Below are 16,342 nucleotides of genomic sequence, written 5' to 3' on the forward strand. Positions count from 1 at the left end.
GAGAGTGCTCGACCGTCGCTTTTGTGCCAATCAGAGACAGTCGTAAAATTAGTAATAAGGAGTATTTTGAAGCTAAATTATTCGTTATGGCCAAGTTCTACAACTTAAGGGGTTGCCTCCTTCATCAAATGCCCATGATTTGATGATTAAAGTCTTAGGGTCTACTACATAATAAAATAAACACTTACCAATCCATTCTTTATTTGGTGCGTTAGAAAGAACTTCTTGCTCACTGTAATGATAAATAAAGTTCCCTTCTTCATCTTCTGAGATATCAGTAAGCCCTTGTCCAGATATTAAAAAGTCTGCTCTAATAAGCTCACCAGAATTTTCCCACTTATATGGCTTAGTATTTATTTCTTTAGTACCAATAGAGTCATTTCTAAAATTAATAAAGTCTTCATGACCAACTGCACATCCATTAAGTACGATAATAGATAATAATATAAAGAATAACTTCAATTCGCACCTCGATTCACTTATATCATTAAACAGCTAATTGGTTCATCTAGCTAAGAGTAGGTGATTTTTAGCTCGGAAACGGCTGGTTATCGCTCTTTTCAGCCGTTAGGCTTTTGATTTAACTTACGTTAATTTCTCGTATGACGCAAATGTGCCATTAGCTGCCCGTTAGCAACCTCTAATATAAGAGAAATTTAATAAAGAATTTGGGACTGCTGTTGGTTAAACTTTTATCTTTGCCTACGAAGTTAAAACAATGCCAACTATCAAGTAAAAAAGGATACAGTTTAGTGCTAAAACTAGCTTTAAGCTTACAATACTTATTTCTGTAAAGGTCTTCATTAAATTCAATGGATTGTAATAAAAAAAGAATACTTTCTTCGTGTGGTTGATGTCTGACTTTGCAAACGCTCCATCAAATATATCTTTGTACAAACTAGGTAACTTATTCTTTAAGGAGAAATATACATACATTTGTAATACAACCGAGAAGAGTATTAAACCTAACAAGTATTCAGTCATTTTAATCCGTTAAATTATCATAGTTAAGAGGCTGGTTATCGCTCGCAGCGGTCGCTCGCCTCTGCATTTATTAATCAATAATTTACGCTAGATTCATGACCGAAGCAAATACGACATTCTCTGCTGTTAACGCCTTGAGGTTGTTACGTCTCACTGCACTTCAATAGTTCTTCACCGTAATGATAGGTATTGTTGACTCCCACATAAATAGTAGTGAATACGCTCGTGATAGGGCCAATTAGTATAAGGGAACCTGAATCGCTAGCGTGCCCAAGATTCTTACCTAATCCAACTATTTCAACCCTTTTTCGTTTGCTATCAAGATCACAAGTATCGATATGTGCCTTGTCTTCTTTTGGCAAAGCAACGCAGCCAATCATAAAAAAGCAAATTAGAAAGCTAATTCCAACATTCCTTATCACATACATAACTAATTCCTTATTCTGCCGATTTCCGCTATTCGCTCTTAACAGACCTTAACCATATCAGATAGTTAGGTCAACATATATCAAATTTGGCTTGTATTATTTCACCACATTTTTCTGGATTAGACTGCACTATAAAGTGCCCACCAATGACGTTTATCACTTCTAGATTTCGAAATGCACTTTGAAAAGGTTTAATGGATTCAGCCATAACAAATAAATCATTATTTGGTTTGATATACGAAGCCTCTATATCAAAGCTATCACTTGCTTCATCTAAGGACGAAATCAAATCTAGACGACTGCTCAGTGTTCTATTGTTTACCTTCTTTAACGACTCAAAGACTTCCAATACTTTATTGGACATATTATATGAATCAAAAAATATCTTGCTCAATATCTGGTTGGGTATTAATTTTTTCTTTATTAAGTTTACTGGTAATAGGTTCGCAAATTTGCTGATTGAAGAAGGTCGATTTATAAAGCTAGATGCGAAGATTATGTGCTTGATATTCAAATTCAGTTTACACAATTCATAAGCAATTTTACCCGAAAACGATTCAGCAAAGATGATGACTTCATCAGTTCCAATTTGGTCGGCAACTAGAGATGCGTGTTCAGTATAATTTAAACACTCTTGCGATAACGGTATGACTTTATAGATTATGTGGGCGGGTAATACGTCTAGCAAAGACTTGAAAAGGTCACCAGTACCATCCATGCCTGGTAAAAGTATTAACTTCATTCACATATCCTTTATCATTTACCAATGGCGGCTTTTCGCTCTTAACGGTCGGTCACGACCATCAAAAACCTTGTTTTTGTACAATAACATCATGTATTGTGTATTTACAATTTTTAAACATTGCCAACGGCGGGTTTGAGCGAATAACGGAAGTTATCATCTTCACCTATGAATATTAAACTCCCTAAGGCTTCTTTCTTTATTTTGATCTATTGATGAATTAGTCGATGTAATGCCGTTGAGGTAATGAATTGGAGCGTTAATTTCCTTAGCACCAATAATGACGTGATTTAAATACCATGTATAAGGTAGTAGTCTTGTGTCTATGTCAGTTGCGTAATATGTTATAGCCTCATACTGTTCGCCATTTTCATTAGCCACAATGACAATTTTTTCATCATAACCTTTACCTAACCCTTCAATCGTATCAAGCATATGCTTTTCTTCGTAATTGATCTCATAAAGTGCACCAATAATGGTGTCATTGCTATTGCCAGTGAAAAAGGCATCACATTTACCTGAGCCATCGGCACTTTTTTTATGAAAACGTAATTGATGTTGAACTAATCGATAAGTACCAAGGCGCTCTACTGTTGGTACGCGTGCGGATAACCTGCGAATCGACATATTGGAGCCGTATGCAAAATACTTCACTTTAACACCTCTACATTATTAGGGAGTTGTATTAGGCTACCGAAAAAAATTAATAATTGAAAAGGTTTTAGATAAGAAAATTAAACGCTCAAATCCCCTAGCGAGTGTATGAGCGTTTGAAATCATTTAATTGAATTCACAATATAATCTAGCACCTTATCGCCAGATGAGGTGTAAGAAATATCGAACAGTGGTTCGGGTTTATTAAGTAAACCACGCTCAACCATTTCTGATATTACGTCAAAGTCTAACAACCCCGTTTTTCCTACCAATAGATTATCTATCATCTGCCCTTTCGCTATCGTGAGAATATCCCTAAATCCTTTCAAATACAGATAGTCTTTTGTAAATCCACCTCCACGATAAACACGAGTAGTGATGGTAAAAGCAACCTGTTTATCAAGTTCAAATTCATTCATTAGTGCATGGTAAGTTTTAACAAAGTCGCCATGCTTGAGCATATAGTGAACCGCTATTACCCTCAATGCTATTGTCTTTAATCTTTCTATTGTCAGACTACCTGAGCAATATTCACTATACAGCGCGATACCTTCTTGGGTATGTGTATTCCCCGTTAGTCCTAAGCTGAAGACTTTAAGCTGATGCTTTTTCGCATTTAAGGTCGTTAACATATGAATGCCTAATTCATGATAGGCAAAAGCGTGTAGTTCTTTTTCAGTAAATAATGCATCTTTATTGATAAGCAATAATGCTTTCTCGTTATTTACCATAGCCTTAGCGACAATCTTGCTCGATTTTTCAATACGGCAATTTAACCCCCACTCATTTGCTTGGTATTTGAAGTAATCAATCGCATGTTCTGCACTGAGTAAAGCTTCCTCTTCAAACTCGTCATCGTTTAAATGGAGTAAAAATCTGGCATTAGCAATATCTGTTTTACTTGGCTCGCCATAATACTTCAAAGAGTTATACATAAAGTCTTCAGTACCAACAGAAGTTAGTAAATCTATTTTACAGGCCAAATTATCAACTACATGGCGATATAATTGCTGGATACCGACATCATTGACATTATCAACGGGCAGTTTATAAAGGTTTTCTCGAAACTGATAAGGGTTGATGTTCAATTGTTTGTAATTGAAGCTAGGTGCTATATAACTATTACGCTTTAAGAAGCGAGTACGCTCTGCCCCCAAATTAATCGGATTAATAAAATTCAGCGTTTCAATATTTTTACAAAGTGAGAATAATTTTTTGTCTAACGTGATGATTTCTGGACTGATGTTTGATGAAAGTATGTCCGCTTTTTGCGTTCGCTTCTTTTTACCGTATCTACGAACAAAAAAAGCCGCAGTTTCACTAATAGCATCTTTAAAACCAGTTTTTAATTCCTCTAGCACAAGAGGGTAAACCTCACCTGTACTCTCATCCATAAAGACTTTTTTCACTTCAGTGGGTAACACTAAGGTATTATCGAAATGAGCGTTAACATGAGAAATTAGATAACCGCGCCCATGAAAAACTTCGTCTGTCGCAGCTCTTACATCAAGGTTAGGTAGAATAATTTTATTGAGTTGGCGTTCAAATTGACTAACAATATTCCCCCATCGTTCAACATCTATTTGGCCTGCACCAATGTTGAAAGTAGGTGAATCTTTTTCAATACGCTTATAGTTGTATGAGTGAATATCAAAGACAATAGCATTACGAAACTCTTGTTCCACCACCGTGATAATAGCTTCTAAGACATGATAAAATGCTTGATGTTTAGCATGACTGATAGAACGCTGCTTAGGTGTAAGCGGCTTTTGCCAAACTTGCTTATTCCATGCGGTTTTAAAGTACGTTGACAACGTTTTTGCACGATTTAAATCGTACTCAAAGCGAGAGTCATTACCGATAAGCTGAATTGGGAATGATGAGATCAGCTCATCGGTGTAAGGATCTTCTTCAAAAAATCGTTCTTCTTTGGATAAAAGAAATGACTTTTCTAGTTCTTTTCTCAGTTTATGGCCATTGTGAATTGCCGCACAAATAATTGGTGAATATTCTTCAATTTTTATGATAAAAGAGCCATCAGCAACTTCTGCATGAAAACATTCTTGCTTTCTAATTTTAGCAATACACTCTTGCTCAGACAGCGTTAGCATCTTCAATTACCTGTCTGAATTCACTTTTTCGGTTCATAACGAGTTCTTTGGCATGAACAACACTTTCAACAAAGTCGATAACTTGAGCTTGCAGTTTTACTCGATTAAGTTTGTTGATACGGACAATACCACCAGGGCTTAATACGTTTACTTCAATAAGCTTTCCGCCGATAACATCAATACCCGTGAAGTACAGCCCGTCACGCACAAGTTTTGGCCCTATGTATTTACATAGCTTTTTCTCTTGTGCAGTAAGTCTATGTTTTACAACCGCACCGCCTGCATGAACATTTGAACGAACGTCATCTGAAGCAGGGATACGTTTCATAGCGCCAATTGGCTCGCCATTTAACATTAATATACGAACGTCACCTTCATGAGCTCCTTCGACATATTCTTGTAAAATAACGTAGTTGCTGCCTTTGCCGTTTTCATCACCGCCGATATAAAAGTCAAGGAGTGAGCGGAAACTCTGTTGTGCACTTTTTTCTAAAACAATCACACCACGGCCACCATAGCCATCAAGTGGTTTTAAGATCATTTTATCGCTGCCCGACTCTTTAAAAATACGTTCTAAATAATCTCGATTTTTAGATACATGAGTGGCTGGAATAAACTCACTTTCGGTGTCTTGAAAAGATGCTGTATAGACCTTGTTATTTGCGATTCGCAAACCATCAAGATCGTTCATTATAAATGTATCGCCGCGAACAGAGTCTAAAAAATTTAAGGCTAAGGTATCGAGAGGCGGATTCGCTCGCATAATGATGGCATCAAAACCTGCTAAAGGTAGTTGAGCGCGTTTAAACTGAGCATTTTTATAAAAACTTGGGATATTATCTGAAGCCTTAACTTTTTTTAAAAAAACATCACAAAAAGCACTGGCAACACTATCTCGAATGGTAAGGTTATTAACCGTTGCAAGTGCAACAGTATGCCCACGTTTTACGCATTCATGAATCAAACGTAAGGTTGAGTCTGTCTCAGCTTCGATACGTTCCCAAGGGTACATAATAAAACAAATCTTCATTTGCTATATCTCTAAAAAGTAAATTCGACAACCATTGTCAATTTTTGCGTAGAATAAATAATAGTAGAGAATTATGCTTGTAAAAAATTTTTGTCGTACAGGAAATTAATTTTTATATACCTCCCTTTAAATAAATGTTTTAGAAGGGGAGGTATGAATTCACGTTAATCTGTTGCTAAATCTTCAATTTGACTCGTTTTGCCACTACTTTTAGCAAAGCCGTGATGTACCTTACTCTTAGCAAGCGTATTCAAATATTTTTGCCAAAGTTTTGCTGGGTAAAACTGACTTGGTTGATTAGCTGTTATCTCTCTAATAAATAATTCTTCATCTTCGTTTTCTGGAGTCAGTGTTCCATCCGCCAATCCAACAAAAGTAACGCCATACTCTTCAAGCTCAAGTGATTCTCTTTTACTAAAAAAACCGCTTCGTGATAATCCTCTTGCAAACATCGTATCACCATAAAAGCGTTTATTGCTTTTGCGTATCTTGGTATTCATATTAACTACTTTCCTTTGGCGTAATAAATTCAATTAATTTTTTATAGCTGCTAAATGTTGAGTATGCAGACAATTTTAGTTCGCTGTTTACACAAGCCAAGATGGCTTGCTCGCTATTAGTCGCTTCAGGTGTATCCGTGACATAAGTGCAGTTGTCTAAAATGGCAGACACATAGCTAACATCTGGTTGAGTTACTTCAAAGTCGTTATCCTCTGCAAATGTTGGAGGAGTAGTTAAGCTAAGCAATAAAGCCAAGGTTTTTAGTGGTGTTTTTTTCATAATCTTTCTCAAAAGGAAACTTTTGACTAAATTTATGAGATTCTGTCAATAAAAAAAATCAAAAAATATTTGTCGATAGGACAAGATTAATTTATATTCGTGCCGTACCTAAATGGGATATTTAGATGGATATCAGAGTTTTTAAAACCTTCATAGCAGTTGCTGAGAACAAACATTTTGGCCGAGCATCAGAAACGCTGTATATCACGCAGGCTGCGGTTAGTGCGCGTATAAAGCAATTGGAAGAATATTACGGGACACAGCTAATTATCCGTGATAAAAATAATTTACGATTGACACCACCTGGAGAGTCATTACTTGCTCATGCTTATCTAATGGTTAGCCAAATGGAGCAGTCTAAAGTAGCTATTTCCATTGCCAATCAGCAAAAGCTCTCTTTTAATATCGCGGCAACGCCTAATGTTTGGGACGCTTTTTTTAGTAACCGAATTCATGATGCACTAGATCTTTTTGAGAATCTGGCTTTAGGCACAGAAATATCAGTTCGAGAAGCAATACAGCGCAAACTTGATGATAGAAGCATTGATGTTGGTTTGTTAACTGACCCTATAAAAGAAGATGACTTTTCAAATGAGCTAATTGGACACTTTGATTTGGCATTAGTAGGTAGTCGCTCAACCTTTGACGCAAATGTTGAAGACTATATATGGGTGGACTGGGGTATTACTTTCCAAAAAGAGCACGCGTTTCACCACAAGGTGACACCGAGTTTTAAAACCAGTACCGCAATGATTGCCCTTGAAGTAATTCAATCGAAAGGTGGCTTTGCTTATTTACCATCAGAGCTTATCGCTCCTCTATTAGAGGAGGAAAGTATATTCTTGATCGAATCACCTCTACAAATAAAACGACCTATTTATATGGTTTATAGAAAAAACACATCTAATGAAGAGTTACTTCAGGAGTTCAGAAAGCTCTTCGCCACGATTCAATAAACATGAACGGCCGCTTGCACAAGCTTGCCGTCCATAGTCACCTTAAAACTGGAGGAGAACCCACCCAAAAGCATGGTGGGAGGACGGTGCATTTTTTTAATATTGTATGGCACCTCCTGGCACTTTTTAGCCGGTCACAGCAGAACCAAAACAGATCCTGAAACAAGTTCAGGAAGTCGAACTTATACTCTCATTGCGCTTGAGGAGGTTGTGGCCTCGGCTCTGGCATCCTGCTTCGCTCTACCTCCTGCATCCATGCAGTCGTTCGCCACAATGACGTTGTACTTTTTCTTATTGTGTGCGGGCTTCTTTGGTGCTCTTTTTCTGATATTGTGACTGTCTCTGAATGACACAAAACGGTCGGTCACCGAGGGTGGCAATTCGCTCCTAACAGGCCTTATGCTTTTCAACTATTTAGGTCAACATTATGTTGCTCACATCAAGTACTTACTGATTAACCTGTTCAAGTAAATCAGCCATTGATTGCGGCCCTTCAACAATGGTACTGGTATAGCTATCTGCAAATTCGTTTAGCTTAAGGGTGTAATTATAACCAATTGGCAAGCCGCGCTTTTTCCCAGCCGCCTCCATTGCTTTTTCGGCTTCATAGTTAAATGGTGGGCTAATGCTGACAAAGTCGTAACTGTCGCCAGAAATTTTACGATACCATTTCATTGGTGGCTCGTTTATCTCTTTAAATACTTCTTCCCACTCTTTCATGTATTTTATAAATTCAACATGTTTACCAGGATGAATTTTCCAGACGGTGATTGTATAAATAGCGTTTGGATCGGCAACCGCATGCGCTTGCTTGGTCAATGCTTGATTTAAACTAACGATTACAACGACAGCGATCAAAAGTGACTTAATAATATTCATAATATTCCTTAAAATAAAAAGCCCTAAAACCAGTCGATTTTAGGGCTTAGTTTCTATGTTTTTAGGTAGATTAAATTAGAAGTTATAACCAAACGTTACACCGTAAGTGCGTGGTGCTTTGTATGAGTTATATACGGTATCATCCATCGCTGCATACAAAGTAGTTGAAGCAATATTTAACTCGTCTGTTAAGTTCTTAGCCCAGACTTGTACAGACCAAGTGTCTTCGAAACTACGTAACATAAATACCGCATCTAAATTCGTTTCTGAATCGACTTGAGTAAGTGGGTCATTTGAATTATCGAAGAAATACTCGTCTTGATATTGATAGCTAACGCTCAAGCTTGCTTCAGCAAAATCACCCATTCCCCATTCATATTTAGCATTTAAGCTATAGGTGTTCTCTGGGGTACGGCGCATCTTATTACCTTTTAAGTTTTCGCCATCAACTTCAAAGTCTTCAGTAAATTCTGAATCAAGGAAACCGTATGATGCTCTCAACGTTAACCCTTCAGTAACTAGTGCAATCATCTCTAGTTCAAGACCTGATACTTCACCGGTACCATTAAATACTTGTAGGTTATCTGGTGTTGTTTCACCGGTTTCAACCCAAACCGTTGTTTGAATATCAGTGTATTCGGTAAAGAATACGGCACCGTTTACTTGTAAGCGATCTTCCAATCCTTGAAGTTTAAAACCAACTTCATAGTTCCAAGCAGTTTCTGGTTTGAATGCAATAATTGCCTCTTCTGCTTTTTCCATACCTTCACCGTTAAAACCACCTGCTTTATATCCCTTAGCAACCGATAGATAATAGAAGGCATCGTCTGATGCTTGGTAATCTAGGTTAAAGCTCGGAGTCCACTCATCCCAAGAATCACTTGTTTCGAAAGCATATTCATCAAAAACCCAATTGCCATCTAAGTCATAATGATGACCACAACAGTTATCAAAGCGACGACCACCAGCAGTACCAGAGAAGTCTTTTTCATCACGAGACCAACGTAAGCCCGCTGTTGCAGACAGCTTGTCAGTAAACTCATAGCTTGTTTGACCAAAAACCGCATAACTGGTAGTTTCGTTTACCGTTGTATTGTAAATATTACCTGTTGTTGTGCCCCATTGCGTATCAAACCAATAATCAACCGATTCATTACGATCAATATCTTCAGTCATGTAAAATACACCAACTAACCAGCCTAATGGGCCATCACTAACATCAGCTAAACGAAATTCTTGTGAGAACTGTTCTGACTCTTCAGCTTTTAAGGACAACCACTCATCATCTGGCTGAATTAAGGCAAGTTCATCTTGATTTTCTACGGTGTTGTCTTCACACGGAAAAACGTTACCCGTGCTCCAATCACCACACCACTCAAATTTCTGTGTTGAGTCAACTAAACCGGCGGCAGCATTTTCATAAATAGTATAATCGTTATCTCGATAAGCTGTAATCGACGTTAAATGACCAATACTTGAGGTGTAATCTACTTGCACTGCAAAAGTATTACTATCTGACTCTTCATCATTATCAACACTACTTAAATCTTCACGTGGATCTTCACTAATGAATGGCTCGTTACGACCTGCACTATAGCCAATATGTTTAATTTTAGGTACACCATCTGCTGTTGATGTTGCTGCAGTAAATAACACTTCTAAATCATCACTTGCAGTATATAAAATCTGTGCACGAGCCGAAGTACTTTCTGCCACGTCGGCATCATTTCCTGTATAAGTATTTTTACCGTAACCATCTCTAGTTTTGCTTACGACTGATATTTTACCTGCAACGTTATCAGTAATTGAGCCAGTTACATAACCTTTAGCTTCTAGCTGGCCATAATCACCTACAGTCACTTCTGCGCTGCCTTCCATATCACCATCAACAGGACGTTTGGTAATAAAGTTAACCGCACCACCTACAACGTTTTTACCGTAAAGCGTCCCTTGTGGGCCACGCAATACTTCAACACTTTGTAAGTCGTATAAGTCCATTACTGCACTTGTACCACGTGAAATGTAAACACCATCTATATACATACCAATTGCAGCAGCGGCACCAGCCGATTCAATATCACTACCAATACCACGCATAAACAGTTCAGGTTCAGCAGAGTTATAGGCGTTCATTTGAAAGCCTGGTACTCGACTTGAAATGTCTTCTAAGCCATTTATACGCTCTTCCTTAATCTGGTCTGCACCAAAAGCTGAAACAGCGACAGGAGTTGATTGTAAACTTTCTACTTTATGACGAGCTGTAACTGTTACATGCTCAATTTCTAATTTGTCTACTTCGGCGTCTGTTGCTGCTGCCTCTTCGGCAAATGCCGATACACTCGACATACTTAAAGCAAGAGCAACACCTAAAGCGATAGGTTTGCGCATGGTTGTTAGTGTTGATAATTGTTGCAAGCTCATCTTTAGTTCTCCTCCCTTTCAAAGGGATTTTATTTTTTATAATTTTTATGAGTGAATTTAAGTTAGTGAGTACTTTGTTTAGTTTTTACTCATCTGTTATCACACTAAAGCACCAAACCATATAATAAAAATAATTTATTTTGAGGTTGTTATAGTTTTTTTTATATACCAAGCCATTTTAAAAAGCGCTTAACAAAACTATAATTAACCTTATTATACAATAACTTAATTAGATTAACGGACTAATTAGAGTCAAAATATATAATTTAATCTAGACAAATATTTGACTCAATCCCATGTTAATACCTTGTAAATAATTTCATAGTTTTTTTTTATTTTGTTTATTTATAACCATTAAATTTAGCGAAATAAAAAAGGCAGCTTTAAGCTGCCTTCTTTTTCTCTATTTAGTACTTTAACTACAAGCCAATAATTAATATTGCAATAACGCCAACAGGGGCGATAAAGCGCATTGTCGTTAACCACGGAGCAAACCATCTAGATGGTGATGCCGAAAACTCCCTTTTAACCGTATTGTGTGGCATAACCCAGCTGCAAAAAAGCACTATCAGTAACGCATTAAACGGGATCATAATGTTTGCCACTAAATAATCCATAATGTCGAATAATGTTTTGCCAGCAAAAGCATCAAAAAACGCCAATGGTGTGAAGTTTGAAAGTGTATTAAATGACAGCGCCGCACCTAACCCTAAAACCGCTGTAGCACTGCCGATGTATATCGTTGCTCGACCGCGACTTAAATGGTATTGCTCAATGATAAACCTCACCAAACATTCAAGCATAGATAAGGCGGTTGTTAACGCTGCGCCTGCCAGTAGAAAGAAAAATAGCAACCCGATAAATTGACCGCCAGGCAACTGGCCAAAAGCGACAGGCAGAGTTTCAAAAATTAACCCCGGTCCACTCGCTGGTTCTAGCCCATAAGCAAACACAAATGGAAATATTGCCATCCCTGCGAGTAACGCAACTAAGGTATCTGCAAAAGCGACAGTGATGACCGATTTCGGAATAGAAATATCTTTACTTAAATAACCACCGTAAGCCATTACACTACCAGCGCCAACACCTAGAGAGAAAAATGCTTGTCCCATTGCCGCTAAAACAACATCCGCATTAATTTTACTTAAATCCGGTGAAAACAAATAGCTAAACCCTTTAGCAAAATCGCCGGCAATAGCAGCGTAAACGACAAGCAAAATCAAAATGACGAACAACATTGGCATTAGATATTTAACGCATTTTTCTAGTCCATCTTTCAGGCCTTTAGAAATAATGAACATGCTAAGCAGCAAAAAGCCTAAAAATAAACCCGTGCTTTTAATTGGTGATCCCGCTAACGCTTGAAACATCGATTTTGACGACTCACCATCGATGCCTGCAAAACTATTTAATGCTGACTTGGCGGTATAATCTACTGTCCAACCTGCAACAACACTGTAATAAGCTAAAGCGATAAACGGTATAAGCAAGCTTAACCAGCCAATTAACTGCCAAGCGGGGTTGGCTGAAAACTTTTCTCTAAGAACTCGCATCGTACTGAACGGGTCTTTTTGGCCCTGACGACCAATCATTAACTCTGCCACCATGATTGGCGCTGCAAATAACAGTAGAGTCAATATATATACCATTACAAACGCGGCGCCACCGTTGCTACCAACAACATATGGAAAACGCCAAATATTGCCTAACCCTACCGCGATACCAATAGTGGCTAACAAAAAGCTCGCTTTCGATGACCAAACAATAGATTTTCCCACTGACATATTAATTATCCCTTATACATAACTATTTGATTTTTATAGGAGCGAAAATTAACTTAGGTTACCGCTTGTCTTTGATTAAACTCAGCCTGTTTATAGGTTTCGTTTTGCATGATATTTTTCAAACGAGCAACCGCGTCATAAACATCAACATATCGTAAATACAGTGGAGTGAGGCCAAATCGAAGCGTATCTGGAGCTCTGAAATCCCCCATTACTCCTGCTTTAATAAGAGCTTGAACGATTTCATAGCCATTTTCATGACTCATCGCAACTTGACTGCCGCGGCGTTCGCGTTGTTTAGGAGTGATCACATTGAAATTAAAATCTGCACATTCTTGCGCGATTAATTCGATAAATAAGTCAGAGAGGTTTAATGACTTTTCACGAAGTTTGTAAATGTCTGCACGCGCTGAAATATCAATTCCAATTTCCGACATAGCTAAGCTCACAATCGCTTGTGTACCAGAAAGCATTTGATTAATGTTATCGGCTGGACGGTAATCCCGTTCGAATGCAAATGGCGCTTGATGAGAATACCATCCAGTCAATGGCTGCAAAGCCTTACCTTGATGACGTTTAGCGCAAAATACAAATGCTGGACTACCCGGCCCGCCGTTGTAGTATTTATATGTGCAACCAATGGCGAAATCGACATTGCAAGCATTTAAATCAATTGGCAACGCCCCACCACTATGACACAAATCCCAAACAGAAATAGCGCCGCACTGTTGCGTTTTCTCGGTAATCGTTTTCATATCAAGTAAACGACCCGACTTATAATGAACCTGTGTCAAACATACGACGGCAACCGAATCATCAATAGCGTCAAGAATACCTTGTTCAGTTTCGGCAAACACGATTTCATGCTTATCACCTAAGAGCTTAACTAACCCTTGCGCTGTGTAGTTATCAGTAGGGAAGTTACTGCCTTCCATAACGATCTTCTTACGCGTTGGGTTTAATGTTAAAGCGGCCGCGAGCACTTTAAAAATATTGATACCAGTTGCATCTGTCACCACGACTTCACCTGCGTCAGCACCAATTGTCGTAGCAAGCGTGTCGCCAATGGTTTGACTTAAAGTAAACCAGCCATGAATATTCCAACTCTTAATTAAACTAGTTCCCCATTGATCAAGGATCACTTGCTCTGCTTTCGCCATCGCTTTTTTCGGCATAGCGCCTAACGAGTTGCCGCTCATGTATATGTCATGCTCGGGCAAACTAAACTCATCTCTGAAACAGGCTATTTCGTCTTGCTTGTCTCGTTCTATACAACTTTCTCTGGTGATCATAGTGAACTACTCTTATCTCGATTTTAAATCTTTATGTATTGCCAGTATTTAAGTTTGACTGCTAAGCGTTAACTGCGCGATCTGCGTGGCTATACACAATAACTAATATCGTCATCATATAGCGCCTAGAAATAACTTAAAAATAATATAAAGAGCAACTGGTATATACAAAAACTTATAGCCAAGTGGAGAAAATATTCCTGCAAGGAATAATTAATTGCGTTTAATGTGAAATAATAAGCAGTGAAACGGCGATCAAAAAGCCCGGTGTAAACCGGGCCTTTTCTGATGATAGGTAACTATAAATAATGCCTATATTAACCTTATGGCTTACTAGATTTAATATTTCGTTTTGGCCACGGTACCGTTGGCGCCGTAAAGCTAGGTTCACCAAGCACAGGGCTAGACAATACGTAAATTCCATGATTCGTAAATAACCAGAATAAATTACGGTCGTATTCAATATAAACGCCATGCGATAGATTGCCGCGGGCATATTCAACCACTCTTTCAGAATTAAACGGTGGCACAAAATACGCTGTAATCTCAGGATTTTTAATGTCACTTACGTCAAACACTTGTAGACCTGCATTATAAAATGCGTATGGTAAAATATTATCTTTAGGTGTACCAGGTTGTGTGTAATAACCTGTGCGTTTAGGGCCAAAGCTACCTCGGCGTTGGCAATAATCTTGGAACTTAGCCTCTGCAGGTGGTTTTGGTCGTGGTAAAACGCCGACTTTAAACGGCTTTTCAGGATTGCTTACGTCAATCATGTGAACATCTTTGTATGGTTCCCAACAATCTTCATTTAACGGATAACCACTAAAGTAAACGATGCCTGTTTTCTCTACTTGCGAAACATCAATAAAATCGCCTTCAGTTCCAGCAACGCTTGGAGCAAAGTTTAAGTGACTTACCACCTTTAAATCTTTGCTGTCGGTAATATCAACGACATAAAACCCTAAACCGCCCATCGCTGCGTAGCCGTATTTTCCACCTTCTTCAACTGGCGTAGGAATAAATAACGACATACGTGCCCCCATCCATGATGTACGATTACCGGCACGTGGATTTTCTTTATAGGCTGCTTCGTGCTCTTCATCAAAAGCGATTTGACCTGGCACAGTTAATTGATCGAGAAATATAGGATTACTTGGATCTGACATATCCCAAGACTGATAACCTGCCGAGTATAGATCATTAGGATATTCAGTTAATGAGTAACTCGCATCAGGCGCTGCGGCAACATACATAGTGTCGCCACCAAAGTATGCGGGTAGATCCCGTACCCCAGATCCTTGCTGCGTACCGATTGGTGCATCAGGATGCTCAACGTCAGTTGTGCGCTCCGCCAGAAGCTTCCAATCTTTAGGTAAAGGACCGTTCATTTCATAAACCTTAAAGCCCTTTAAGTGTTTTGAATTGCGAATCGCTTCCACCTTATCAGGCTGGGTACGTTTATTTTTAAGCAAACCGAAGCGACGAACCTCAAATGCTTGAACCATGACATATTTGCCTAAGGTTTCATTATATTGAATAGACGCAGCGCCAAACATGTCACCTTCATCATAAGGATTTTGATCAACCTCATCAGCGCCATTTGCGCCCCAAGTATGGCCTCGAGTTAACAGTAACTTGGCATCTTTTGGGTTAGTAATATCGAATATTTTTAAATCTCGGCGAACATATTGGTATAAATAACGACGACCATCAAAATCAACAATATTTTGCCAGGTATGAAACGGTTCAACTGTAATTGGGTAATACGCTTCTACCGTCATATTTTTAATGTATTGTTCGGTATCCCAATAATCAAGTTCACCCTCAAATGTCACATTACTATGGCTGTCTCGAGTCGCTACAGGGTGAGTAAAAATACCTGTTTTAGGATCTAAACCATAACTACCTTTAATTGGATCGGCAGGCGTTTTATCAATACTTAAGCTATCCGCACGCTGTACCCATTTATCTTGAATGCTGTTCTCTTGCTGGTGATGTTGCGTTTCTTTTTCAGCGCAACCTACACTTGAACATGCGATGGCGATAACTGTAGTAAGTAAGACAGGTTTAAAAGAGCCTTGCCATAGTTTGATTTTTTTGTTCATAAATCCTCACAATTAAATAAGCAGACACTTATTTAAAGACATATTAATAAAACTTGGTTCTATACTAAGCAACCTAAATATAACAAGATAATAACAATAAACACTACAGTTATAATTAATTTTATATATCCAAGGCGTAATTAAGTTTAATTTTAAATAAACGATAAGATATT

The 16,342-nt window shown here is 38.2% G+C and carries 13 protein-coding genes; 1 reads left to right on the plus strand and 12 read right to left on the minus strand.

Features of this window, described 5'->3' with window-relative positions:
- Positions 1–84: 84 nt before the first annotated feature.
- The 7 genes from LT090_RS13105 to LT090_RS13145 all read right to left on the minus strand — a co-directional run bounded on the left by LT090_RS13105 (position 85) and on the right by LT090_RS13145 (position 6,729).
- Positions 85–462, minus strand: a complete 378-nt coding sequence (locus LT090_RS13105; RefSeq protein ID WP_068547207.1) for a hypothetical protein — start codon at positions 460–462, stop codon at positions 85–87.
- Positions 463–1,482: 1,020 nt separating this feature from the next.
- Positions 1,483–2,154, minus strand: coding sequence for a hypothetical protein (locus tag LT090_RS13120; RefSeq protein ID WP_068547836.1), 672 nt, complete (start codon positions 2,152–2,154; stop codon positions 1,483–1,485).
- Between the two features lie 162 nt (positions 2,155–2,316).
- The gene (locus LT090_RS13125; protein ID WP_068547835.1) at positions 2,317–2,808 is read right to left on the minus strand and encodes a gamma-glutamylcyclotransferase family protein; all 492 of its coding nucleotides are present in this window, start codon (positions 2,806–2,808) and stop codon (positions 2,317–2,319) included.
- Between the two features lie 122 nt (positions 2,809–2,930).
- Complete coding sequence (locus LT090_RS13130) at positions 2,931–4,919, minus strand: flavohemoglobin expression-modulating QEGLA motif protein (protein ID WP_068547834.1); 1,989 nt, start codon at positions 4,917–4,919, stop codon at positions 2,931–2,933.
- Positions 4,903–5,949, minus strand: a complete 1,047-nt coding sequence (gshB, locus tag LT090_RS13135) for a glutathione synthase (RefSeq protein WP_068547833.1) — start codon at positions 5,947–5,949, stop codon at positions 4,903–4,905. The genes LT090_RS13130 and gshB overlap by 17 nt, the downstream gene beginning before the upstream one ends.
- 164 nt (positions 5,950–6,113) lie before the next feature.
- The gene (locus LT090_RS13140; RefSeq protein WP_068547832.1) at positions 6,114–6,449 is read right to left on the minus strand and encodes a MaoP family protein; all 336 of its coding nucleotides are present in this window, start codon (positions 6,447–6,449) and stop codon (positions 6,114–6,116) included.
- A gap of 1 nt (position 6,450) precedes the next feature.
- A complete protein-coding gene (locus LT090_RS13145; protein ID WP_068547831.1) occupies positions 6,451–6,729 on the minus strand; it encodes a hypothetical protein in 279 nt (92 codons plus the stop codon).
- A 125-nt stretch (positions 6,730–6,854) separates the two neighbouring features.
- Between LT090_RS13145 and LT090_RS13150 the strand changes: the two genes are divergently transcribed.
- Complete coding sequence (locus LT090_RS13150) at positions 6,855–7,685, plus strand: LysR family transcriptional regulator (RefSeq protein ID WP_068547830.1); 831 nt, start codon at positions 6,855–6,857, stop codon at positions 7,683–7,685.
- A gap of 447 nt (positions 7,686–8,132) precedes the next feature.
- On the opposite strand, the gene LT090_RS13155 is transcribed toward LT090_RS13150, so the two are convergent.
- The 5 genes from LT090_RS13155 to LT090_RS13175 all read right to left on the minus strand — a co-directional run bounded on the left by LT090_RS13155 (position 8,133) and on the right by LT090_RS13175 (position 16,169).
- Positions 8,133–8,564, minus strand: a complete 432-nt coding sequence (locus LT090_RS13155) for a hypothetical protein (protein ID WP_068547829.1) — start codon at positions 8,562–8,564, stop codon at positions 8,133–8,135.
- Between the two features lie 75 nt (positions 8,565–8,639).
- Positions 8,640–10,985, minus strand: coding sequence for a TonB-dependent receptor (locus LT090_RS13160; protein WP_068547828.1), 2,346 nt, complete (start codon positions 10,983–10,985; stop codon positions 8,640–8,642).
- A 419-nt stretch (positions 10,986–11,404) separates the two neighbouring features.
- Positions 11,405–12,769: a sodium-dependent transporter gene (locus LT090_RS13165; RefSeq protein ID WP_068547827.1), complete on the minus strand. Its 1,365-nt coding sequence runs from the start codon at positions 12,767–12,769 to the stop codon at positions 11,405–11,407.
- Positions 12,770–12,822: 53 nt separating this feature from the next.
- On the minus strand, positions 12,823–14,061 hold the full coding sequence (kynU, locus tag LT090_RS13170) for a kynureninase (RefSeq protein ID WP_068547826.1): 1,239 nt from the start codon (positions 14,059–14,061) through the stop codon (positions 12,823–12,825).
- A 323-nt stretch (positions 14,062–14,384) separates the two neighbouring features.
- Positions 14,385–16,169, minus strand: a complete 1,785-nt coding sequence (locus LT090_RS13175) for an LVIVD repeat-containing protein (RefSeq protein ID WP_198360709.1) — start codon at positions 16,167–16,169, stop codon at positions 14,385–14,387.
- Positions 16,170–16,342: the final 173 nt, after the last annotated feature.

The sequence above is a fragment of the Thalassotalea crassostreae genome (genome assembly GCF_001831495.1).
Taxonomy (GTDB): Bacteria; Pseudomonadota; Gammaproteobacteria; order Enterobacterales; family Alteromonadaceae; genus Thalassotalea_A; species Thalassotalea_A crassostreae.